Here is a 24,066-nt window from a genome sequence, read left to right as displayed (position 1 = left end):
TTGAACGTCATTTTGAGCTGGCGAGATGCTTCGGCCTTCAGTCTCTGCGTGACGACAAATCAGCACATCAGCACATCAAAAATTAGCCCATCAGCACATGGCAATTCTTTCCCAAACCGAAGCCCAGGCCATCCTCCAAAAGGTACTCAGCTTCTCCACCGCCGACGAGTGCGAAGCCACGCTCAACGGCACCACGGGCGGCAACGTCCGCTCCGCGCGCAACGCCATCAGCACCAGCGGCGGTGTCGACAATGTATCGCTCGTCGTAGAATCGCGCTTCGGCAAACGCTCCGGCATTGCGACCTGCAACGAATTTGACGACGCCACGCTGCGCCGTTGCGTGCAGCGGGCCGAGGAAATAGCCAAGCTCGCGCCCGAAAGCCCCGAGTACATGCCTCTGCTCGGGCCCCAGAAATACCTGAGCGCGCCCCAGGCCTTCGCCAAAAGCACCGCCGACATCACGCCCGACTACCGCGCCAAGCAGGTGGGAGCCAGCATGAAGCTCTGCGACGAAAAGAAGCTCAGCTCCGCCGCCTTCCTCAACGACGAAGCCGGCTTCGTAGCCAAGCGCAACAGCAAGGGGCTCGAAGCCTACCAGCAAACCACGAATCTGGAGTTCTCCGTGACCGTGCGCACACCCGACGGCACCGGCTCGGGCTACGCCACGGCCGACTACAACGACGCCAGCAAGTTCGACGCTGCCAAACTAACCCAGGTAGCCGCCGACAAAGCCGCTCTTTCCCGCAATGCCAAGGCGTTAGAGCCCGGCAAGTACACCGTCATTCTGGAGCCTGCCGCGTTGGTCGCCAACACCGATGCCTCGCTGCTGCAAGCCCTGATGAGCGCCCTCGATGCCCGCTCCGCCGACGAAGGCCGCTCATTCCTGAGCAAGAAAGGCGGCGGCAACAAGAAAGGCGAAAAGCTGTTCGACGAGCGAGTAACCATCTACTCCGACCCTACGCACCCCGAAATTTCCGGCCTCACCTTCGCTGCCGACGGCCGGCCGCGGCAGAAGCAAACCTGGATTGAGAAGGGCGTGGTGAAAAACCTGTACTCGTCGCGCTTCTGGGCTCAGAAAAGCGGCATTCCTGATCTGCCGCCTCCCAATGGCTGGGTGATGGAAGGCGGTACGCAGAGCTTGCAAGACATGATCAAGGGCACGGCCAAAGGCATCCTCGTTACGCGCCTCTGGTACATCCGCCCCGTCGATCCGCAGACGCTGCTCTACACCGGCCTCACCCGCGATGGTACGTTCTACATCGAGAACGGCAAGATCAAGCACTCGGTGAAGAACTTCCGCTTCAATGAGTCGCCCATCATCATGCTCAACAACCTCGAAGCCCTAGGCAAGCCAGTACGCGTGGGCGGCAATCTAGTTCCGCCCCTCAAGATCCGTGACTTCACCTTCACTAGCTTGTCGGACGCCGTGTAGCAGTAGCGCGAAGCTCCCGCTTCGCGCCTCGTTGAACGATGGCGTTGCTGCCTTGCGCGGGTTGTTCAATGTCAGCAACGATACGCGAAGCCAGAGCTTCGCGCTACTTTCCATTCGGCCATTCTTTCTTCTCTCCTTCCCTACATGAAAAGACGTGACTTTGTGGGCCTTACGGGCTTAGCCACTGGCGCCTTATTGGTACCTAGCATTCCGGGTTTCGGCAGCGGCGTAGCGGTAGACCCGTTGCGCTTGCTGGATGCGGCCGTGGACCCGGCCATTAAAAAACGCCTGGCTGACGCGGCACTCAACGCGGCTAAATCGGCGGGTGCCACTTATACCGATGTGCGCATTGGGCGCTACCTCAACCAAGGCGTATTCACCCGCGAAAAGCAGGTGCAGAACATTCTGAGCACGGAAAGCTACGGCGCCGGCGTACGCGTAATTGCCAACGGCACCTGGGGTTTTGCGGCCACGAACGTGGTGACGGAAGCCGGCTTGGCCAAGGCCGCGCAGCTGGCCGTGCAGATTGCCAAGGCCAACGCGCAAGTGCAAAAAGCGCAGGTGCAGTTGGCCCCGCAAAAAGGCTATGGTGAGGTGAGCTGGAAAGCACCTATTCAGCAGAACGCCTTTGAGGTGCCCATCAAAGACAAGGTGGATTTGCTGCTGGCGGCCAACGCCAAGGCCCTGGAAAATGGCGCGTCGTTCGTCAATTCGGTGCTGTTCCAGGTGAATGAGCAGAAGTATTTCGCTAGCACCGACGGTTCCTACATCGACCAGGACGTGCATCGGATCTGGCCCACGTTCGGCGTCACGGTCGTGGACCGCGCCACAGGCAAATTCCGGAGCCGGCAGGCCTTGAGCGTGCCGATGGGCCTCGGCTACGAGTACCTCACGCCCAAAGCTGCCGATAAAGTAGCCGGCCCCGCCGGCTCCGACGTCATCGGCTACAAAAACAGCTACGACATCCTCGAAGACGCGGCCCGCGCCGCCAAGCAGGCCAAAGAGAAAATCACGGCCAAGAGCGTCACGCCCGGCAAATACGACCTCGTGCTCGACCCGCACCACCTGGGCCTGACGATTCACGAGTCGGTGGGCCACCCACTGGAGCTAGACCGCGTGCTCGGCTACGAAGCCAACTACGCCGGCACCAGCTTCGCCACGCTGGAATGGAAGGCGAAGAACGTTCCCTACGGTTCGAAGCAAGTCAATATTGTGGCCGATAAGTTGCAACCGGGCAGTCTTGGCGCCGTGGGCTACGATGATGAGGGCGTCAAAACCAAGGAGTGGAATCTCATTCAGGAAGGCAAGCTCGTCGATTATCAGAAAATCCGCGACCAGGCCCACATTGTAGGGCAGAAAGAGTCGGATGGCTGCTGCTATTCGCAGTCGTGGCAGGATGTGCAGTTTCAGCGCATGCCCAACGTGAGCTTGAAACCGGGCACCGCCAAGCTGAGCGTGGACGAAATGGTCAAGGGCGTGGATAAGGGCATCTACATCGCCGGCAACGGCTCCTTCTCTATCGACCAGCAGCGTTACAACTTCCAGTTTGGCGGGCAGGTGTTTTACGCCATCGAGAAGGGCAAAATCACGGGCATGTTGGAAGACGTGGCTTACCAGGCCAACACCCAAGAGTTCTGGAACTCCTGCGCCGCCATCTGCGATGCTTCCGATTATCGGTTTGCGGGCTTCTTCAACGATGGCAAGGGCCAGCCCAGCCAAAGCTCCGCCGTCAGCCACGGCTCCGCTACTACGCGCTTCAACGGCGTCAATGTCATCAACACCGCCCGCAAAGTGTAGCGGCCTTCGGTCGGCCAACCACGGCTTGCACCATTTGCTGCCCGCTTAGCCTGTGCCAAGCGGGCAGTTTTCTTTTTATCTGACTAGCTTAATATTTTCCTTCTGTGCAAACAACCCTAGCCACTAGGGTTGCATCTTTAACCTTAGCTGTTTCGCTGGTTTTATTAAGCTAGGCGGCTTTTGGCTTTCTTTCCACCACTTCCCAAACCAGAACACTTTGAAAAGACGTGATTTTGTAGGGCTTACTGGCCTGGCGGCTGGGGGCTTGCTGCTACCGAGTCTGCCCGGCATGGGTGGCATCTTCGTGGAGCCCGAGCAGCTGCTCGAAACCATCGACCCGGCCCTCAAAAAGCGCCTGGCTGATGCCGCCCTAAACGCCGCTAAATCGGCCGGAGCTTCTTACACCGACGTGCGGCTGGGGCGCTACCTCAACCAGTACGTTTTCACGCGGGAAAAGCAGGTGCAGAACATTGTCAGCACCGAAAGCTACGGGGCGGGCGTGCGGGCGCTGGTGAACGGAGCTTGGGGTTTTGCGGCCACCAACACCGTGACCGAAGCCGGCCTGGCCGAAGCCGCCCGCTCGGCCGTAGCCATTGCTAAAGCCAACCAGAAGGTGCAGAAGCAGCCCGTGCAGCTGGCCCCGCAAAAAGGCTACGGCGAAGTATCGTGGAAGACGCCGATTGAGAAGAATTTCTTCGAAGTGCCCGTGAAGGAGAAGGTGGATTTGCTGCTCGCCGCCAACGGCAAAGCCCTCGACAACGGCGCCAGCTACGTCAATTCAGCATTGTTTCAGGTGAACGAGCAGAAGTATTTCGCCAGCACCGACGGCTCCTACATCGACCAGGACGTGCACCGCATCTGGCCCACGTTCGACGTGACAGTCGTGGACCGGGCTTCGGGCAAATTCCGCTCGCGCGGCTCCATGGCCTCGCCGATGGGCCTGGGCTACGAGTACCTCACGCCCCGCGCCCAGGACAAAATAGCCGGCCCGCAAGGCACCACTGTCATCGGCTACAAGCAGCGCTACGACATGCTGGAAGATGCCGCGCTGGCTGCCAAGCAAGCCAAAGAAAAAATCACCGCCAAGAGCGTAACAGCCGGCAAGTACGACTTGGTACTCGACCCATCACACTTGGGCCTGACGATTCACGAGAGCGTCGGCCACCCGCTGGAATTGGACCGGGTGCTCGGCTACGAAGCAAATTTTGCGGGCACTTCCTTTGCCACACTAGAGTGGAAAGCCAAAGCTTCTCCCTACGGCTCCAAGCTGGTCAACATCGTGGCTGATAAGCTGCAACCGGGTAGTTTGGGCGCGGTGGGCTATGATGATGAAGGCGTCAAAACCAAGGAGTGGGATTTAATCAAAGAGGGCAAGCTGGTCAACTACGAGAAAATCCGCGACCAAGCGCACATCGTCGGCCAAACGGAATCCGACGGGTGCTGCTACGCTGATTCGTGGAGCAGCGTGCAGTTTCAGCGCATGCCCAACGTGAGTCTGCGCCCCGGCACGGCCAAGCTCAGCGTCGATGAGATGATTAAGAATGTGGACAAAGGCATCTACATCGCCGGCGAGGGTTCCTACTCCATCGACCAGCAGCGCTACAACTTCCAGTTCGGTGGCAAGGTGTTTTACGCCATCGAGAAAGGCAAAATCACGGGCATGTTGGAAGACGTGGCCTACCAGGCCAACACGCAGGAGTTCTGGAACTCCTGCGCCGCCATTTGCGACGCCTCGGATTACCGGTTCCTAGGCACCTTCTTCGATGGCAAGGGCCAGCCGAGCCAGATCTCGGCCGTGAGCCACGGATCGAGCACCACGCGCTTCAACGGCGTGAACGTCATCAATACCGCCCGCAAAATCTAGGACAGTGGCCGATTGAACGTCATTTTGAGCTGGCGAGATGCTTCGGCCTTCAGTCTCTGCGTGACGACAAATCAGCACATCAGCACATCAAAAATTAGCCCATCATCACATGGCAATTCTCTCCCAAACCGAAGCTCAGGCCATCCTGCAAAAGGTGCTTGGCTTTTCTACTGCTGATGAGTGCGCGGCGCAACTCGACGGACGCACCACCGGCAACATCCGGTACGCCCGCAATGCCGTGAGTACCGCCGGCTCTTCCAGCAACGTGAGCCTGACCGTGGAATCGCGCTTTGGCAAACGTTCCGGTGTGGCTACCTGCAACCAATTCGACGATGCTACTTTACGCCGTTGCGTGCAGCGAGCCGAAGAAATAGCTAAGCTCGCGCCCGAAGACCCAGAGTACGTGCCCATGCTCGGGCCGCAGAAGTTTCTCACACCCGTCACCTACGCCGCCAGCACGGCCGGTATCAATCCCGATTTCCGTGCCCAAGTGGCCCAGGACAGCATTGCGCTCTGCGAAGGCCGCAAACTCACGGCTGCTGGCTACCTCGAAGACGGTCCTAGCTTCGTAGCCATCCGCAACAGCAAAGGACTGGAAGGCTACCAGCAGTTCACCAACCTCGACTTCTCCGTAACGGTGCGCACGCCCGACGGCACCGGCTCGGGTTATGCCGTGGCCGATTACACCGACGTCGCCAAATTCGACACCAAAGCCATGACCAAGCGGGCCGCCGACAAAGCGGCTGGTTCCGTGGGCGCCAAGGCCATTGAGCCGGGTAAGTACACCGTGATTCTGGAGCCCGCCGCGCTGGTGTCGGATGAGGGCATTCTGAATCGCCTCATCTACGCCCTCGATGCCCGCTCCGCCGACGAAGGCCGCTCCTTCCTGAGCAAGAAAGGCGGCGGCAATAAGATGGGCGAAAAGATGTTCGACCCGCGCGTTACCATCTACTCCGACCCGCTGAACGCCACCGCGCCCGGCCGCGTGTTCGACGGCGACGGACTGCCCGTGAAACGCATGACCTGGGTGGAAAAAGGCGTGATGAAGAACTTGTACTACTCGCGCTTCTGGGCCGAAAAGAACAAGAAAGAGGCCACCGCTTTTCCGAGCGGCTTCATCATGGAAGGCGGCACGCAGAGCGTGGAAGACCTCATCAAGGGCACGGCCAAAGGCATCCTCATCACCCGTCTCTGGTACATCCGCGACGTCGATCCGCAGACGCTGCTCGTCACCGGCCTCACCCGTGACGGTACGTTCTACATCGAGAACGGCAAAATCAAGCACCCCATCAAAAACATGCGCTTCAACGAAAGCCCGGTCATTATGCTCAACAACATTGAGGCCATTGGCAAGCCGCAGCGACTTGGTGGCAACATGGTGCCGCCACTGAAAATCCGCGACTTCACGTTTACAAGCTTATCGGACGCCGTCTGATCACGGATTAGCGCGGATTTTAACGGATTGCACGGATTTTGTGGACGATTGAAAAATAGAAGAGCTTGCCAGCTGGCAAGCTCTTCTATTTTTGGCGGATTAGTTAAGCGACATGCGCGCCAGCTACAAAATCCGTGCAATCCGTTAAAATCCGCGCTAATCCGTGATCAGGGCAGTTGGAACGCGGCGTAGCCCTGAAACAGACGGTTTTTCAGGCGGTTATCGTTGACGCCGGTGATGGTTTGGGCATCGTCGATGTCGTTGAGGCCAGCTACGAAACGGGCACCTACGGAGAGGCCGGCCAGCAGCTTAAAGCCCGCTCCGACGCACAAGCTTACGTCCGTCTTTTTATAGTCGCCCCAGGCGCCCCGGTTGATATTACTGTAATCTATGGTGCCGTCTTCGGAGATGCTCGTGGCCATGCGGCCTTCTTCGCGGGCCTTGAGCAGGAAGCCAAATTGCGGACCAGCTTCAGCAAAAAAGCCGCCGAGCCGCACCTTGGCCAGCACGGGCACGTGCAGGTAATGCAAGTTGGCTTTGTAGTCGGCCACGGCCGATTTGAAGTTGGCGCCTTGCAGGGAATACTGTAGCTCCGGCTGTATCGACAGCGGCCCGAGCAGCTTGCTCTCGTAGAAAACACCCGCGTGGTAGCTGGTTTTGTAGCGCGTGTCGGCATCGATGCGGCTGCCGTTGAGTACAGCGGCGTTGAAGCCGGCTTTCACACCGAACTGCGCCTGCGCGGAGCCTGCCAGTAGCGTAGTGAGGAGGAGAAAAAGGAAGCTTTTTTTCATAGCAGTAATAGCTGCAGGTGAGGCGGAACAGAAACAACAGGCCTTTAACGGATTGCTATTGGTTTGGGCATATATCTCGGCATCTTTTTTACACTTTCTTCGCCGTCGGGCCAGCTGACTGCCAGGCAATCCACGTATTTTTCACCGTCTGGCGGATAGTAAGCCACCCTGAGCAGGTTTTCCCGTCTATCAGCAGCTTTCCGCTCCTACGCACCTACTCCGTACCTCTCCACCGTGCCCGCTCCTTTTACCTTCGTGCGCCTGCAATACCGCTCCGGCGACTGGGACGGCGTGGATGAGCGGATGCCCACCAACTTACTGCACTCGCTTATTCAGTACACCAAAATTCCGGTGAACCAGAAAGAGAAAGTAGTGGCGCTGGACTCGCCGGAGCTGTTTCGGCACCCGTTCTGCTACCTTTCCGGGCACCGGCTGGTGCAGTTTTCCGCCGCCGAAAAAAAGAACTTCATCCAGTACGTACGCAACGGCGGCTTCGTGTTCGTCGACGACTGCAACCACGACATCGACGGGCTTTTCGCGCGTAGCTTCGAGGAGCAGATGCGCCAGTGTTTCGGGGCCGGGGCGCTGAAAAAAATACCCAAGACTCACCCCCTCTACTCGCAGTTTTTCAAGTTCCCAGACGGCCCGCCGCCAACTTCTTTCGAGCTCAACGGCTGGGGCGACGACTTGGTGCACGACTATCTCAAAGGCATCGAAATCAACGGCCGCCTCGGCGTACTCTACTCCAACAAAGACTACGGCTGCGAGTGGGACTACGACTTTCGCAACAAACGTTTCCTAGCCGAAGACAACACCAAGTTCGGTGTCAACATATTGCTGTATGCGCTAACGGCGTAGCTCTGCTCTAGGTCAGAATTGATAACCGATGCCAGCTCGCACGTCAAACCGAAGCCCGGACTCAAGCAGTCCAAACTCCACGCCGTTGATGTTTGATCCTTGCCGTACTTGGTCTTTACCGATAATAGACCATTGCACCGCGCCTAGCGCCATGTCCAGTACTATTCGTGGTGTATGTGGCCTTAACAGGCCGCTTTGCCAGCCTACCATTACACCTGTTCTCAGCCGTCTTGCATGAAATGTTACGGGTGGAGGCTCATCTTTTAGATCAAGCGCCAAGCAGCCTATGACGGGCTGCACATACAATCCACTTAAGGGTGCCAAGTCATTTTTTACAGGCGCAATATAGTAGCGAGTTAGTACACTAGCGCCTTTGCGTCGCTCATCAGGATAACCACCATTAACTAGCGCTTCAGCCCCAATGCTCCACCGTTTAGCCACCGCACGCTCATACGAAACCAATACAGGAAATAGAAATCCCCGATTGGCAAAAAGATTATATCCGACATTGAAACCGATGGGAGTAAGCCAGTCTATGCGCAAAGCATTACGACCAGAGGTTGGATAAGATGTTGGCTTTTGCTGAGCGTGAGCTTTGGCGATAACTAAAGCCAAGCCTAACATCAGTCGAGAAGTAAATAGCTGTACGTTCATAGCGCATAAAGTATTACTTCTGTATTCTCAGCGTCAAACCTATTCGCAGCTTATCCAGACTTTCTTTCTGCATCATGATGAGGCAAAACCTTGCTTGGCAAGCAGCCTTATCGTAAGTAATCTGACTTTAGCACTGCCATTTATTACTCATCCAAACGGTGCTCATGACCGAACAAGACATTACCCGCCTGCTCGCCAAACTCCCCCCGCTGCGCGAAGAAATTGCCAAAGTCATCGTAGGGCAGCACGCGGTGCTGGATGAGGTGCTGGTGGCGCTGCTGGCCGGCGGGCACGCGCTGCTGGAAGGTGTGCCGGGCTTGGCCAAAACGCTACTCGTGCGCACTCTGGCCCAGGCCACCGACCTGCCTTTCCGGCGCATTCAGTTCACGCCGGACCTCATGCCCACTGATATTCTGGGCACTGAAATTCTGGAGGAAGACCACGGCACCGGCCGCCGCTCGTTCAAATTCAACGAAGGGCCCATCTTCGCCAGTCTCGTGCTGGCTGATGAAATCAACCGGACGCCGCCCAAAACGCAGGCCGCGCTACTCGAAGCCATGCAGGAAGGCCACGTGACGTACGCCGGCCAGGAGCACGCGCTGCCGCGGCCGTTTTTTCTGCTGGCCACCCAGAACCCCATCGAACAAAGCGGCACCTACCCGCTGCCCGAAGCCCAGCTCGACCGATTTCTACTGTACATCCGCATCGGCTATCCGTCGGAGCAGGAGGAACTGGCGGTATTGAGCGGTACTACTGGTGTGGCGCGGCCCGAGGTGCGCCCAGTGCTGGGCGGCGAAGACGTCCGGCAGCTTCAGCAGTTGGTGCGGCAGGTGAGTCTGAGCCCGGAGCTGCTGAATTTCGTGAACCGCCTGGTGCGCGCCACGCGCCCGGCCACGTCGGAAGTGCCGTTCATTCGCAACTACGGGCGCTGGGGAGCGGGTCCGCGCGCGGGCCAAGCATTGATTTTGTGCGCCAAAGCCCGGGCCCTGCTGCAAGGCCGCTTTGCCGCTACGCTGGAAGATATTCGGGCGCTGGCTCCCGCCGTGCTGCGCCATCGTGTCCTACTCAACTTCAATGCTGAAGCCGAAAACCTGACGGCCGATGATGCGGTAGCTGAGTTGCTAAAAGTCGTGCCTGTTTAGTTTTTGGTTGTTCGTTTTTGGCTTTGGCTTATGCCCTTGTCAATCCTTCGTTTGACGAAAACCAAACCCGAAAAACCAGAACCAAAAACCAACAACCAAAAACGAACGCCCAACAACCAGCCATGCTTTCCCCTGAACTTCTTCATGCGCTCCACAATCTTCCGCTAGCGGCAAAGCAGGCGGCGGAAGGTTTTCTGCACGGCCAGCACCAGAGCCGGCGGCGCGGCGCGGGCCTAGAGTTCAGCCAGTATCGCCCCTACCAGCCCGGCGACGACCTGCGCCGCCTCGACTGGCGCCTCGCCGCCCGCTCCGACCGGTACTATCTGCGCGAATCGGAAGTGGAAACCAGCCTGACGGTGCACCTCGTGCTGGATGCGACGGCCAGCATGAACCACCAAGACGACAACGGCCTCACCAAGCTCGACTACGCGCGGCTGCTGCTGGCCGCGCTGGCCTACCTGGCTACCCAGCAAGGTGATGCCGTGGGCCTCACGCTGCTGCACCCAACGGGCCTGCGCCACTTGCCACCTCGCGCTGATGCCCGCCAGCTGCCGCGCCTTTACCACGCCCTCGAAACCGCGGAAGCCGCCGGCGCTTTCCCTTCCACCGAAACTCTGGCTCCTCTTACTGCTCGCCGCCAACGCGCCCTTACCGTGTGCGTGAGCGACTTGTACGAGGAGGAAACCGAAATTGAGCGTCTCCTCACGCGGCTGCGAGCCTCCTCCGGCGAAGTATTGCTGCTGCACCTGGTGGCGGGCAACGAGCTGGCCTTTAGTTTCCGAGGCGCCGTCACGTTCGAAGACCTCGAAACTGGCCAGCGCCTGCAACTCAACGCCGACCAACAACGCGCCAGCTGGCAACAGCAACTCCAAACCTGGCTGCGCGACACCGCTCAGCAAGCCCGCCGCCACGGCTTCGACTACCAGCAACTCAGCACCGCCGCTCCTTTGGACCGGGCCCTGCGAGAGTTTCTACTACGCCGAGAAAAAGCCCTGGGATAAATGAAGAATTGGGAATGAAGAATGAGGATTTATCAAACGTAGTACTGCTACTTTTTCAACCTTAACCTCACTCACTGTCAAGCTTGCATTACCTCAATGATTAAGTAGAAAAATGAGCCGCTGAGAGCTGTTAGGAAGCTTCTTCATTCTTCATTCTTCATTCTTCATTCTTCATTCTTCATTCTTCATTCTTCATTAAAACATTGCCCACGCTCCTTATCCACTACGCTACTGCCGGGCTACTGGCGCTGCTGGGACTGGCCGTGCCGCTGGCCATCCACCTCTGGAACCGACGGCCGGGCCGCACGGTGCGCGTGGGCAGTGTGCGCTGGTTACAGGCCACGGCCAACCGCCGCCTGCGCAACCTTCGGCTAGAGCAACTGTGGCTGCTGTTGCTGCGCGCTACTATTGTGGCGCTGTTGGCGTTGGCCGTGGCGGGGCCGTTTTGGCAACACACTCCTCCTCCACAAACAGTGCGTGGCCTCGTGCTGCTGGCCCCAGACGTGCTGCGGCCAGAGGTGCTCCCTGCGTTACGTCCTGACATAGATTCACTGCGGCAGCGCGGCTTTGCCCTACGACTATTTGCCCCAGGCTTCCCGTCAATTAGCCCCTCAGCCTGGCCCCAAACAGATTCGCTGGCAATGCTGGCTCCGTCACGTTCAGCTGCTCCCGACGACTATTGGACCCGCACCCGGCAGGCAGCCGATTCGTTTCCGGGCCGCTCATTGCGCGTAGTTTCCGGTACCGAGCTTGATCACTTCACGGGCCCCCGCCCCGCGCTGCCCGCTCGCCTAACGTGGCAGGCCGTTCCCCTGCCCGACTCCGCCATCTGGCTCGCACAAGCCGCTCTATCTCACCCCGACACGCTCCGCCTCACGATTGGCCGTAGCCGTGAGGAAGGCACTACTTTCCAAACGGTGCGGCTCCCTCGTCCGCGCACGACCACCAAGCTTTCGGTAGCTGGAGTGCCTACTATAGAATACCAGCCTGATTCTGCACCGTCAGTACAATTGAGCGGCCAGGCTGCGGTGCCTGTACTTACGGAGCCGTTGCGCGTGGTGCTTTGTGCGGATGCTGGTCATGCTGAAGCTGGTCGGCACATCGTAGCAGCGTTACGAGCAGCGGCTCTAGGATTGGTTCGGCCGCTTGAAATACGGAAGATAACTCCCACCGAAACCTCCATTGCACTGCTGAACAAGCAACCCAATTGGTTTTTCTGGTTGAGCGATAAGCCAGTGCCAGCATCTTGGCTAAAGCAGGTGCGAGGCGGCAGCCGGCTCTGGCAGGAAGCTGCTACGCTCGGTAGTACAGTGGAAACCATGCTCGATTTGCGCGGTCTGGCAGACGACGCCCGCATAGTCATAACTCGGCTCGATACTAGCCGTGTGCCTACTAGCCAGGCAGTAGTGTGGCAGAGCGGGGCCGGCCAGCCCGTGCTTGTGCGAAAGATGCTTGGCCAAGGTGCTTCTTATCAGCTGCGCACTCGTTTGCAGACCAACTGGAGCAGCCTGCCGGAAAGCCCCGCCTTGCCCGAACTGTTCTTGCAGCTCCTTCGGTCCGAATCGGAGCCGCTGCTACTCTCTTCGCCCGATCTGCGGCAGTTGGATGCTCGTCAGCTTGGCGCGGCGGTTACCAGTCCCGCGCCGGCTGCCACCACGGCCATCACGAAGCTTCCTTCGCCAACGCAAAGCCGGGAGCTGCGGACCTGGGTGATGCTGGCGGCTTTGCTGTTGTTTGCGTTGGAAAGAGGTTTGGCTTACCGCGCTTCCGTTTCCTCTTCGCCGTCCGTATGAGCCACGTTGCCACTTCTTCCAACACCGGCCGCCAGCTTCTGCACCGTCTGGCCCGCCGTGAAACCAACCGCCGCACGGTAGCATTGCTGTTGCCCGTCGCGGCGGCGCTGCTGGCAGTCGGGGCTTGGCTACGGCACTGGCCGCAAAGCTGGCCGGCTGCGGGAGCGGGGTTGGTGCTACTGCTGCTAAGCATTGGCATCGTATTGTACCGTTTGCGGCGCCAACCTCTCGCCACCCTGGCCCGGCGGCTAGATCGACTTTACCTGGAGCTGGAAGATAGCACGGGGCTACTACTACACGACCCTTCTTCCGATTCCAACGCCACGCCGCTCAACCTGCTGGAGCAGTTGCAACAGCAGCGCGTGTACACCCGATTATCGAGCACAAGCGAAGCGCGGCCGTACGTGCTGCCTTTTTCCTGGCAACCAGTGTGGCTGAGCGTGGCGGCACTGTTGCTACTGGCGGTTGGCGGTTGGTTATACAACCCCGCATCCACAATCAGTTCGAAACCACTACCGCTGCACTCACCACCCGCCGAAGCCCCGCGGCGGCCTGGTCAACCAGCCCCGCCGCGGCTGCTCGACACCCGCGTTACGGTGCAGCCGCCGGCTTATACCCGGCGGCCGGTGTTTGCGCCGGTCGGTCTTTCTTTCAGCTGTCCGGCTGGCTCACTAGTGCGTTGGAAGGTACGCGTTAGCCGGGCTAGCCGCACGGCGCCCGTTCTGGAGCTAGGTACTAAACGGCTGCAATGCCGCCCAGTAGCGGGCCGGCCCACTGAGTTTGTAGCGGAAGTGCCAGCTACCAGTTCCGGCTTGTATCGTTTTCATTTCGCGGGCCAAACTTCTGATGACTATGCTCTTGATGTGCAGCCCGACCAAGTGCCAACCATCCAGATTCAGACGCCCAAGCCGTACACGCTCATCGAGTTCGGCCAGCGCCCCCAAGTAGCGGTACGCGTGGCATTGCGCGATGACTATGGCCTTGCAGAAGCGCAGTTGGTAGCCACGGTAGCCCAGGGCCAGGGCGAGGCCGTGAAGTTTCGAGAGGTGATAACCAACTTGAGCGGCGGCCTGCGCGGCCAGCCTCAGCAAGCCACGCTCGCTTCCATATTGCGGCTGCCAGCTCTCGGCCTCACCTACGGCGACGAAGTGTACTTCCACGTCCGGGCGCGCGATAATGCCCGCCACCTCACCCGCTCCGATACCTACCTCGTGCAGTGGGAAGACACCACCGTGCAGGACGGCCTCTCCGACCTTTCGTTGAGCGTAAACGTGGTGCCCGCCTACTTCCGTAGCCAACGCCAAATCATCATCGACACCGAAAAGCTGCTGGCTGAAAAAGCTTCCCTGCCTGCCGCCACCTTTGCGGACCGGGCCAACAACTTAGGTTTCGACCAAAAGGTATTGCGCCTGCGCTACGGTAAGTTCTTAGGCGAAGAATTTGAAGGCGGTATCGGCGAGTCGGCCCCCCGCCCCCCCACTTCCGACTCTGCCAACCACGACGAGCACGCCAACGAAAGCCCCGAAGAACACGCCGGCCACGACCACGGCAGCGGCTCCACCGACCATTCTCCCGCTAGCGAAGCCGCCGCGTCCAGCGGCAGTGCGGAGCTGATGGAAGCCTACGTGCACAAGCACGACGACTCCGAAACCGCCGATTTCCTGGAGCCTGCCGTGAAAGCCAAGTTGCGCGGAGTGCTGAACCAGATGTGGGAAGCCGAATTGCGCTTGCGCCTAGCCAAACCAGCCGAAGCCCGCCCCTTCGAATATCGCGCCCTGCGCCTGCTCAAGCAGGTGCAGCAGCAAACCCGCGCCTACGTACGCAAATCCGGCTTCGAGCCGCCGGTGCTACCTGAAGCCACCGCCCGCCTCTCCGGCGACCTGGCCGGCGCCGCCGTGCCACGCCGTTCCACTGAACCTCTTAAACCCGCTACGCAGCCCGAGATACGAAGCGCCATCCGCTTGTTGGCCGCCCTCCGCGCTGGCCAACCCGCCGCTTCTGCCGACGCCGCCACCTTGGAACGGGCCGGACAGGCCGTGGCGCAGGCGGCTCTGCAACACCCCGGCGCCTACTTAACCGCTGTGCGCGCCCTGCGCCAGCTAGCCACGGATGCTCGTTCGGGCCGCCCGGCTTGCGCAACATGCTTTGCACCGGCCGAAAAAGCATTGGCTTCTCTGCTGCCATCACCGCTCACCGTGCCAACCCGGCCCGCCAACCCTAACCGCATGGCCCAGCGTTACTTGCGCGCTTTATGATGCTTTACATTCTTCTGCTGGCCTGCTTGCTGCTCGCTTCGGGCCTCCTAGTCGCTGCCTGGCGCCGCCCCAGCCGGAGCCGCCGAGCCGCCCGACTAGCAGCCAGCATCCTGGCCGTTGCGGCGCTTTGGCTGATGGCATATCCGCCACAGTACGCTAAGCAGGTTCCTAGGTCCGAAGCGGTTCTGCTCACTCCCGGTTACCAACCCGATTCTGTGCGCGCCTTGCTGCGTCAGCTAGGCCCAGCCACCCGCCTGTGGCGTTACGCTCCGAGCAGCCCTCACATCCCAGATACGCCCACTATTGCTCGCCTCCGCTCCTTGCGTGAGCAATTGCCGGCTCTTCAACGACTACACGTGCTGGGCCACGGACTGCCCGCCGATGCCCTGCCCGAACTAGGCCCGGTCCGCCTGGTGTGGCACAAGCCTCCGACCTTCAATGGCTTCCAGGCCGCCCACTGGAGCCAAACCCTAGAACTAGGCCAGCCACTACTGCTGGAAGGGCATTTTTCCGCCCCAGCCCGCAGCGCCGTCTGGGTACGCCTGCAAGCCGCCGGCACCACCCAGGATTCGGTACAACTCCCCGATGGACGCGGCTCCTTCCGGCTACGATACACCCCCAAAGCAACGGGCCGGCTAGTGGCTACTCTCTCCGCTGGCCCGCTGCCTGGCTTACTAGCTTCGGAGCCCGTACCCGCCGAGGTGCTGCCGCCTACGCCCTTGCGGGTACTGCTGCTGGCTGCCACGCCTTCTTTCGAGTTGAAATTTCTCAAAAACCATCTGGCCGCCCGCCAGCACCAAGTGGCGTGGCGCGCTGGTATCAGCCGGGGCCTTACGCAAACGGAATTCAGCAACCAGCCTGCTGCTGACCTCAGCCGCCTCACATCCTCTCTACTAAGCCGCTACGATGTACTGGTAGCCGATGCTGGCACCTTGGCGAGTCTCAGCAGCTCCGAAACGCAAGCTTTGCGGACAGCACAACGGACCTCGGGCCTAGGCCTGATTTTGTTAGCCGATGCTCCTACATCGTCGAAAGCCATACCGGGCGCGCCGACCATTCGGGTAGTACCGCAGCAAGGCCCCGAAGTTACGCGGCCGCAACGGTTGGCGTGGCCCACAGCCGCTACCATCGTGCCGGCTACGCTACAACTGAGGGGCACTGCTCGCTCTCTGATTACAACAGCGGGAGTTGCCCGGCCAGTAGTGGCGGCCCAACGTGTGGGCCTGGCTACCGTGGTGGTGTCAGCGCTGCCCGAAACCTACCCTTGGCTGTTGCAAAACGCCACCTCGCTCTACGAAAGCTACTGGAGCCGCTTGCTATCCGCGGCGGCGCGGCCCGCTGGCTCCACTAGCCGCTGGTTGGTGACGGACGCTTGGCCCCGGCCCCATCTGCCGGTCACTCTACGGCTAGCCGCCTCTTCACCACCATCCACGCCACCCAATATCTCCGACGCCCGCGCCGCGGTAGCTGCGCGTTTACCTTTACAACAAGACGCCTACTTACCAGAATGGAGTACCGCCGTGTATTGGCCGCTTAGAGCAGGTTGGCAGCAGGTGCAGCGGCCTGGCCAAGCGGCGCAGTGGTTCTATGTATTCGCCGACCATAACTGGCGGGGGCCGGAAGCACAGCGGCGCGCGCAGAGTGTGTTGCCTTGGTTGACTACTGCCAATCAGCCACTCACCCACCAGACTGTATTAGTCACTTGGTCTGTTGGCTGGTTTTTCGCGCTGTTTGTGCTGGCGGCTGGCTTTTTATGGCTTGAGGAAAAACTGTAGTCTCTCTCCCTTAAAAAAGCAAAAAGGCCTGTAAGGGCCGTTTAAGAAGATAAACCGAGCTAGCCAGCTAATACCGGATATCAGGATGCCCACCTAGTTTCGTGTCTTCAGCATCACCTATCAAGTATTCTCCCACAGCGAGGGTAGTTTGCGCATTGAGTGGCGCTACCGCTTCATCGGGTACGGTTAAGGTTGTAAGTATCTCCAGTGAAGCCACTTCAACGAGCCCACCATCTATTTGTGGTACCGCGTCTGCGAGTTCTGAAGTAGGAGAAGGAATTGAAGCACCCGACACGGCACGGCTGGTTGAGGAGAAGTCTGTATAAGACAGAGCAATGAGACAAATTCGCGCAAATATTGCACTTTATACAATATGAACCTCAATATGTCTTGCTTGCTTTACAAAACCAGCTGAATTGGAGCAAAAAAAGTCCGGATTCCCGCGGGAATCCGGACTTTCTTGCAGAGGCTGATAAAGATCAGCTTCTTGTAATTACTTCTTCTCTTCTGCAGGAGCAGTGGTGCCAGCAGCAGGAGCCTCAGCGCCAGCGGCGGGAGCTTCGGTGGTAGCAGGAGCTTCAGCCGACATAGCCGACGAATCCGTAGCAGCAGGAGTGGTAGCTTCCATAGCACCAGTCTCAGTGGTCGTGGTAGCTTCAGTAGCAGGCTTCGACTCGCAAGAGGCCAGAGCTACAGCGAAAAACAGGGCAGATACCTTCAGTAGGTTCTTCATGGTTATGGTAAGTTTGAAAAATTTGTCTCAAAGACCCCTTTCATACCGCCGAGATTGAAAGGTAACCTGGTCAGGAAAAAATTATTTTTGGGCGGGTTACCACGCTCCCCCCAGTGTATTAAAGACCAAAGTGAATGGCGAAGGCCAGTGCTTCTTACACCGACGACGAATTCGTAGCAGCCATCCGTGGCGGCGACGATCGAGCCCTTGCGCAGCTCTACCGGTTGCACCTGCCCATGGTATCGCACTACGTGCTGCAAAACAGCGGCACCGAAGACGAAGCCAAGGATGTGTACCAGGAAGGCGTAATGGTATTCTATGAGAAAGTACGCGATGGCTCCTTGGAGCTGAGCTGCCAGATCAAGACCTACCTCTACGCCGTCTGCCGCCGGCTCTGGCTCAAGCGCCTCACCGAGAAAACCCGCTTCAGCGGCCGCCTCGACGACCACGAGCCGTATCTGGAAACCGGTGCCGAAGCCGACCTCGTGGAAGCCGAAGAGCGCGACCGTCGCTTCGCTACAATGGGCGAGGCGCTGGAACGACTCGGCGAACCTTGTCGTTCGCTTTTGGAAGGATTTTACCTGCTCGATAAGTCGATGCAGCAATTAACGGCCGAGTTTGGCTATACCAACGCCGACAACGCCAAAAACCAGAAGTACAAGTGTCTGGTGCGTTTGAAAAAGCTGTTCTTCACTCACTACAAGGAGGAAGAATCATTTTGATGACGCGCCGCCCGACGCGCAATTAGCGGACCTCACCCACCCGCGCAGACCTCATGATGACCGAAGCCGACTACTACGCTTTATTTGAAACCTACCAACGCGGCGAGCTGGCCCTACCGGCCCGCACCGATCTGGAGCGCCGCCTGGCCGCCGACCCCGTGCTGGCGCAGCGCTACGCTGATTTTCTTGACCTTACCGATACGCTGCACGGTTACGGACAGCGCCTAAGCACCCGCCGTAAGCTGCGCGCCATCCAGGCCGACCTTGATGCCGAGCAGGCCGTGAAGCTGACTTCGGAAGATGAAGTACTGGCTACCGGCAACCCGTTGATGCCGCAGGTGCACATTTCCCGCACCGAACGCAAGCTGCGCGACTTCTGGCACGGCCACCGCGCTACCATGATGGTGGCCGCTTCGGTGGCGGTATTGGCCGTCTTCACTACTCTTTTAGGGATAGAGTGGTGGCGTGCGTCCCAGAAAACCTCGCTCTACGGCTACACGGTGCTCCGCCGCGAGGTCGACCGTATCAAGCGCACCCAGCGCGTAATGAACAAGGCTATCACTCAGATTGGCTCCACTCCGGCCGCCGTAAACCCCGGCAAGTTCAGCGGGACAGGCTTCGCTCTTACGGCCGATGGCTACATTGTAACCAGCTACCACGTGATTCAGGGCGCCGATTCCTTGCTCATCGAAAGCCACGACCGGCAGCGTTTCCGGGCTGAGCCGGTCTTCACCGACGTAGCCCACGACTTGGCCATCTTACGCATCAAGGACAAAGGGTTCGATGGTTTTGGCCGCCTGCCCTACTCGTTTAAGCGGGGCACCGCCGACCTCGGCGAGAAGGTATACACGCTCGGCTATCCCCGCGAAGACTTGGTATTCAACGACGGTTCTCTCAGCGCCCGCTCGGGTTTCGAAGGTGACTCTGGTTTCTACCAGATCAGTATTCCCGTGAACCCCGGCAACTCAGGTGGCCCGCTGCTTGATGATAGAGGTAACCTCATTGGCATCATCAGCGGCCGGCAGATGGATGTGCAAAGCGCCGCCTTCGCCACGAAGTCGTCGTATTTGATGCGGCTGGTGGACTCGTTGAGTGCCGTGAGCACCGAGAAGCCTTACCGACTGCCGCGCACTAATCTGCTGGCTGGCAATTCGCGTCCTCAGCAAATTCGGAAGCTGCGCGACTACGTGTTCGTCGTGAAAGTGTACGAATGATAGTTGCGTAAGCGCCACACTACAAGAGCCTCGCCCTTTCCGGCGGGGCTTTTTTGTTGGCTTCGACGCACCCATTGTTGCCACGACCAATTGGGTACCCTACCAAGAAAATCGTAGCACCCTAGGAAGAATCTGCCATTAAACTTTAACTATACTTAGATAGTCATAGGACGGGTGGTTGTGAATATCCGCGCTAACCCCTTCCTTACAAGCCGCTTACCTGATCTTTCCACTGCACACACCCACTTGCTGCCTATGGACCGTAGAGCTTTCCTCCGCAAACCTGCTTCCACTCTTACCGCTCCCGTGGCGGCCGTGCTCGAACGGCCAGCCGTGGTGGGTAGTGGCGACCCTCCTGGCGGGGGCGAAACCATCAGTCGGTTCGCCAACACCAGCCTGCCAACAGCAGCTCGCTCCCTAGCGGGGCTGGCACCGTATACTGGCCCCTGGGGGTATGCGCAGGCAGCGCACCTGCTGCGCCGGGCCACTTTCGGGCCTACCCGCGCCGAAATCAACACCGCCGCCGGCCAAAACTTGACGACGGTGATGAACAGACTGCTGACGACCCCGGCCGCCCCAGCTCCGCCCGTTAATGGCTTCACCAACGATACGAGCGTGCCAGTGGGCGGGCAGTGGGTAACGGCGCCTTTCAACAACGACTTCGAATATTGGCGCATGCGCAGCCTACGGGCTTGGTGGGTGGGCCAAATGCTGCAAAGCACCACGCTGGTAGAGAAAATGACCCTCTTCTGGCACAATCACTTCGTGGTAGAGTTCGACGACATATACGAGGGCCGCTATAGCTACAGCTACCAGGCGCTATTGCGACGGCACGCGCTGGGCAACATCAAGCAGCTAGCCAAGGACATAACGGTGGAGCCGGCCATGCTGCGCTACCTCAATGGCAACCAGAACCGCGTGGGCGCGCCCAACGAAAACTACGGCCGCGAGCTACTGGAGCTGTTTACCGTAGGAAAAGGCCCGCTCATTGGCAACGGCAACTATACCACCTACACCGAGGCCGACGTGCAGGCGGCAGCCAAGGTACTGACCGGCTGGCGCGACTCCCAAACGGACATCAACGGCTACTATACCGCCACTCGCCACGATACCACCACCAAGCAGTTCAGCAGCGCCTTCGCCAACCAGACTATTGCCAACCAAGGCGACCAAGAGTACAAGGCGCTGGTGGATATGATTTTCAACGAGCTGGAGACGGCCGTTTTCCTGGTGCGCAAGCTCTACCGCTGGTTTGTATACTACGTGATAGACGCGGCCGCCGAGCAGAACGTGATTCAGCCGCTGGCCGCGCAGCTCAAGCAGAACGGCTACAATCTGGCGCCGGTGCTACGTACCTTACTGAGCAGCGAGCATTTCTACGATGTGGTGAACGTGGGCTGCGTCATCAAAAGCCCCATTGAGCTGGTGCTGACGACGGCCCGGCAGCTGCCCATCACGTTTCCGCCGGATTCCAACGTGCTGGCCCAATACGGTATCTGGGACTGGTTCGTAGACCGGGCCTCGGTGCAGCAGCAACAACTCGGCGACCCGCCCAACGTGGCCGGTTGGCCCGCCTACTGGCAAACCCCGCAGTACTACGAAATGTGGATCAACGCCGTGACCATGCCGCGGCGCAACCAGTACACCGACCAAGTCATCAGCCAGAACGGGTATACGCGCTACTTCACCGGCGGCAATTACAACATTAAGGTTGATGTCATTGGTTGGGTGCAAAGTCTGCCACCCGCCACAGCTCAAGACTGCAACTTGCTGATTGCGGAGCTAACCAAGTTGCTCCTGCCCATCCCGCTCACGGCCAATCAGCTGGCTTTCCTCAACGACACGCTGCTGCCGGGCCTGCCCGACTTTGAGTGGACCGTGGAGTGGCAGGAGTTCTTAGCCGCCCCCACTAACACCGCCAAGCGGGCCGCCGTGGAAACCAAGCTCCGGGCCTTGGTGCGCCAGATCATGGGTCTGGCCGAATATCATTTGTCTTAATGGCTAAATGGCTGCATGGCTAGCTGGCTGGTCGATTCAACGACTCGCCGGCCGTCATACAGCAATCTACCAATCAGCCATTTAACCATTAAACAAACATGAAACGCAGACATTTCCTCCAAACCACCGCCGCGGCTACGGTACTACCAAGCCTGCTCGGCGGCCTGCCCATTGGGGCCTATGGATTTTCACCCGAGCTGTTCGACCTCACGGGCGGCGCCACCCAGACCGATAAAGTACTGGTGCTCATCCAACTCAACGGCGGCAACGACGGGCTCAATACCATCATCCCGCTCGACCAGTATTCGGCCATCATGGCCGCGCGCGCCGAAATTGCCATTCCGCAAAACCAGGTGCTGGCATTGCGCGGTAGCACGGGTATTCATCCGGCTATGGCCGGTATCAAAAACCTCTTCGACGACGGCAAGATTGGCGTTGTGCAGAGTGTGGGCTATCCGAACTCCAACGGCTCTCACTTCCGCTCCACCGACATCTGGACTTCGGGCTCCGACTCCAACGTGACGGTTACCTCCGGCTGGGCCGGACGCTACCTCGACGGTGAGTATCCCAACTTTCCTACTGGCTACCCTAATGCCCAGGCCCCCGACCCGCTGGCTATCAGCATTGGCTCGGTGGTGAGCAACTGCGTGCAGGGGCCTTCCGTGAACATGGGTATGGCCATTGCCAGCACCACGTCGTTTTACCAGCTGCTGAGCGGCGGCGTAGATGCGGCGCCCAACACGCCGGCCGGCCACGAGCTGACTTTTATCCGGCGCGTGGTGCAGCAGACGCAAGTGTACCTGACGGCTATTCAGCAGGCCGCGGGCCGGGCGCAGAATCTCTCGCCACTGTACCCCACAGCGGGGCAGAATTCCCTGGCCGACCAGCTCAAGATTGTGGCCCAGCTGGTGGCCGGGGGCCTGCAAACGCGCGTCTACGTCTGCAACCTCGGCGGCTTCGATACCCACGTCAACCAGGTGTCGGCGACGGGCAGCACTACCACCGGCAACCATGCCAATTTGCTCGGCAAGATTTCGGTGGCTATTGAGGCGTTCCAGGACGATTTGCGCCGCCTCAACGTGCAGGACCGGGTAGTAGGCATGACGTTCTCGGAGTTTGGGCGCCGCATCAAAGCCAACTCGGGCAAGGGTACCGACCACGGCGCCGCCGCGCCGCTCATCGTGTTCGGTACGAGCGTAAACCCCATCATCCATGGCAACAACCCCACGCTGCCCGCCAACGCTGGCGTGAACGACAACTTGCCCATGCAGTTCGACTTCCGGGCCATTTACGCCAGCATTCTGAAAGACTGGTTCCGGGTGCCGCAAGCCACGCTCAACGCCTTACTGCCATCAAGCACCGGGCAGTTTCCGTACGTGCCCGTTATTCGGCCCAACATCCTCAGCAGCACGGCTTCGGCGGCCGACTTGGAAGTGGCCGGCTTCAGCGTGTACCCCAACCCGGCACGTGAACGGGCCACCGTGGAGTTTGAGTGCGAAGGCGGCCACGTACAAGTACTGCTCTTCGACGCTGTGGGCCGCGAAGTAAGCCGCGTGCTGGACCGGGAGTTGCTCCGCGGCCGGCGCCAGATTCCACTCGACGTGTCGGGCCTGGCACCGGGTGTTTACCACTGCCATGTGCGTGAGGGCCAGCGCGTAAGTGCCCGCACTGTAGCCGTGCAGTAAGCAGCGTTGCGGCTTCCCTCTAAGCCTCGCTCTCGTTCGTGCAAGCCCCTGATGTCCGCTCTGGCGGGTGTCGGGGGCTTGTTGCGTAAGTGGCGCACGGTGGCAGCCAAGTCAGCGGTTTTGCTTGCTTATTGTAGTTTCGTTGCACCCATGGGCGAACGTAGGGCGCGGGTCACAAAAAAGCCTGGCTCGTCAGCAGCCCGGAACGGAAGTTCTGCGTACACGGAACCAGTGGTTCTACCGCTTTCCCATTTCTACTCTCAACCACAACTGTTTGCATACCAACTCATGGAACAACAACTGGAACAACAGCTTGAAAAAATTCTCCCCGAGGATATCACCCGCACGCTGGAAAGCGCCTACCACGTCGTTTTTCAAGGCGACCATGAGCGCATCGACGACCTGCTGAAGCACGGTGGCACGCTGCTGCGCAAAGCCGCGCAGCGGTTCACGTCTACGCAGCTCATTCTGGGTATTGCGGCCATTGCGGCCGTAGCCGTGGTTACCATCAACTATGCTACCCAGGCCGATGACGCATCATCGGATGATGTACACGAAGGCGAAGCCCAGGACATCACCAAGCAGGACAAAAAGCCCAAGCTGCGCGCAGCTAAGTAAGCTGCCTTGCGTCATGAAGAAGCCCCAGTCATATAGTTGGCTGGGGCTTTTTGTGTATCAAGATGCCTGCGTTTAGGCTAATTCTGAGTCTGAGGAAGCCTGAACAGATGTTGCCCTTGTGGTATCACGTGCCGTAACCACAGGCAGAAGATCTTTACGGCACGGAGCAGGTTGCCTTTGCCCTGTTGCCGCGTAGCCACTTTGCTTTCAAGGTCACATATTTTCCGCTGATACAATAGAGTGTGACTTCAACGCTTGGTGTGAGTTCGGTTAGAGGATGTTGCGGGAGAAAAAACGAA

Annotated in this window: 18 protein-coding genes; 15 read left to right on the top strand and 3 right to left on the bottom strand. The window is 59.2% G+C overall.

From position 1 onward, the window contains the following. The first annotated feature begins 97 nt into the window (after positions 1-97). The 4 genes from ACYSMN_RS09375 to ACYSMN_RS09360 all read left to right on the top strand — a co-directional run bounded on the left by ACYSMN_RS09375 (position 98) and on the right by ACYSMN_RS09360 (position 6,528). A complete protein-coding gene (locus ACYSMN_RS09375; RefSeq protein WP_488923607.1) occupies positions 98-1,432 on the top strand; it encodes a TldD/PmbA family protein in 1,335 nt (444 codons plus the stop codon). A 144-nt stretch (positions 1,433-1,576) separates the two neighbouring features. Continuing rightward, positions 1,577-3,229 (top strand): TldD/PmbA family protein, encoded by a 1,653-nt coding sequence (locus ACYSMN_RS09370; protein ID WP_488923606.1) that lies wholly within the window; start codon positions 1,577-1,579, stop codon positions 3,227-3,229. 217 nt (positions 3,230-3,446) lie between these two features. Continuing rightward, entirely contained in the window at positions 3,447-5,093 is a 1,647-nt protein-coding gene (locus ACYSMN_RS09365) for a TldD/PmbA family protein (protein WP_488923605.1), read from the top strand. A gap of 109 nt (positions 5,094-5,202) precedes the next feature. Continuing rightward, positions 5,203-6,528 (top strand): TldD/PmbA family protein, encoded by a 1,326-nt coding sequence (locus ACYSMN_RS09360; protein ID WP_488923604.1) that lies wholly within the window; start codon positions 5,203-5,205, stop codon positions 6,526-6,528. Positions 6,529-6,695: 167 nt separating this feature from the next. Here the strand turns inward: ACYSMN_RS09360 and ACYSMN_RS09355 are convergent, their stop codons facing one another. After that, positions 6,696-7,319, bottom strand: coding sequence for a porin family protein (locus tag ACYSMN_RS09355; RefSeq protein ID WP_488923603.1), 624 nt, complete (start codon positions 7,317-7,319; stop codon positions 6,696-6,698). A gap of 234 nt (positions 7,320-7,553) precedes the next feature. On the opposite strand from ACYSMN_RS09355, the gene ACYSMN_RS09350 reads away from it, so the two are divergent. Next, positions 7,554-8,177, top strand: a complete 624-nt coding sequence (locus ACYSMN_RS09350; RefSeq protein ID WP_488923602.1) for a DUF4159 domain-containing protein — start codon at positions 7,554-7,556, stop codon at positions 8,175-8,177. 12 nt (positions 8,178-8,189) lie between these two features. Here ACYSMN_RS09350 and ACYSMN_RS09345 read toward each other — a convergent pair whose 3' ends face one another. Beyond that, on the bottom strand, positions 8,190-8,831 hold the full coding sequence (locus tag ACYSMN_RS09345) for a hypothetical protein (protein ID WP_488923601.1): 642 nt from the start codon (positions 8,829-8,831) through the stop codon (positions 8,190-8,192). Positions 8,832-8,995: 164 nt separating this feature from the next. Between ACYSMN_RS09345 and ACYSMN_RS09340 the strand changes: the two genes are divergently transcribed. The 5 genes from ACYSMN_RS09340 (at position 8,996) to ACYSMN_RS09320 (ending at position 16,797) form a co-directional block, all read left to right on the top strand. After that, entirely contained in the window at positions 8,996-9,973 is a 978-nt protein-coding gene (locus tag ACYSMN_RS09340; protein ID WP_488923600.1) for an AAA family ATPase, read from the top strand. Positions 9,974-10,095: 122 nt separating this feature from the next. After that, positions 10,096-10,974: a DUF58 domain-containing protein gene (locus ACYSMN_RS09335; RefSeq protein WP_488923599.1), complete on the top strand. Its 879-nt coding sequence runs from the start codon at positions 10,096-10,098 to the stop codon at positions 10,972-10,974. 203 nt (positions 10,975-11,177) lie between these two features. After that, positions 11,178-12,767 carry a BatA domain-containing protein gene (locus ACYSMN_RS09330; protein ID WP_488923598.1) on the top strand — a complete coding sequence of 530 codons (1,590 nt, stop codon included), beginning with the start codon at positions 11,178-11,180 and terminating at the stop codon, positions 12,765-12,767. Next, a complete protein-coding gene (locus tag ACYSMN_RS09325) occupies positions 12,764-15,022 on the top strand; it encodes a hypothetical protein (protein WP_488923597.1) in 2,259 nt (752 codons plus the stop codon). Before ACYSMN_RS09330 ends, ACYSMN_RS09325 begins: the two co-directional genes overlap by 4 nt. Beyond that, complete coding sequence (locus tag ACYSMN_RS09320; protein WP_488923596.1) at positions 15,019-16,797, top strand: hypothetical protein; 1,779 nt, start codon at positions 15,019-15,021, stop codon at positions 16,795-16,797. Before ACYSMN_RS09325 ends, ACYSMN_RS09320 begins: the two co-directional genes overlap by 4 nt. 493 nt (positions 16,798-17,290) lie before the next feature. Here the strand turns inward: ACYSMN_RS09320 and ACYSMN_RS09315 are convergent, their stop codons facing one another. Beyond that, positions 17,291-17,530 (bottom strand): hypothetical protein, encoded by a 240-nt coding sequence (locus ACYSMN_RS09315; protein ID WP_488923595.1) that lies wholly within the window; start codon positions 17,528-17,530, stop codon positions 17,291-17,293. Between the two features lie 134 nt (positions 17,531-17,664). Here ACYSMN_RS09315 and ACYSMN_RS09310 point away from each other — a divergent pair, with 134 nt between their 5' ends. The 5 genes from ACYSMN_RS09310 (at position 17,665) to ACYSMN_RS09290 (ending at position 23,767) form a co-directional block, all read left to right on the top strand. Further along, positions 17,665-18,252: an RNA polymerase sigma factor gene (locus tag ACYSMN_RS09310; protein WP_488923594.1), complete on the top strand. Its 588-nt coding sequence runs from the start codon at positions 17,665-17,667 to the stop codon at positions 18,250-18,252. A 53-nt stretch (positions 18,253-18,305) separates the two neighbouring features. Further along, a complete protein-coding gene (locus ACYSMN_RS09305) occupies positions 18,306-19,466 on the top strand; it encodes a S1C family serine protease (protein WP_488923593.1) in 1,161 nt (386 codons plus the stop codon). A 255-nt stretch (positions 19,467-19,721) separates the two neighbouring features. Beyond that, a complete protein-coding gene (locus tag ACYSMN_RS09300) occupies positions 19,722-21,464 on the top strand; it encodes a DUF1800 domain-containing protein (protein ID WP_488923592.1) in 1,743 nt (580 codons plus the stop codon). A gap of 98 nt (positions 21,465-21,562) precedes the next feature. After that, the gene (locus ACYSMN_RS09295) at positions 21,563-23,149 is read left to right on the top strand and encodes a DUF1501 domain-containing protein (RefSeq protein WP_488923591.1); all 1,587 of its coding nucleotides are present in this window, start codon (positions 21,563-21,565) and stop codon (positions 23,147-23,149) included. A gap of 288 nt (positions 23,150-23,437) precedes the next feature. After that, a complete protein-coding gene (locus ACYSMN_RS09290) occupies positions 23,438-23,767 on the top strand; it encodes a hypothetical protein (protein WP_488923590.1) in 330 nt (109 codons plus the stop codon). Positions 23,768-24,066 lie beyond the last annotated feature (299 nt).

This window comes from Hymenobacter sp. M1-2, from assembly GCF_057808495.1.
The sequence above is the reverse complement of the archived record's forward strand: the minus strand, read 5'-3'. Positions and strand labels throughout refer to the sequence as shown.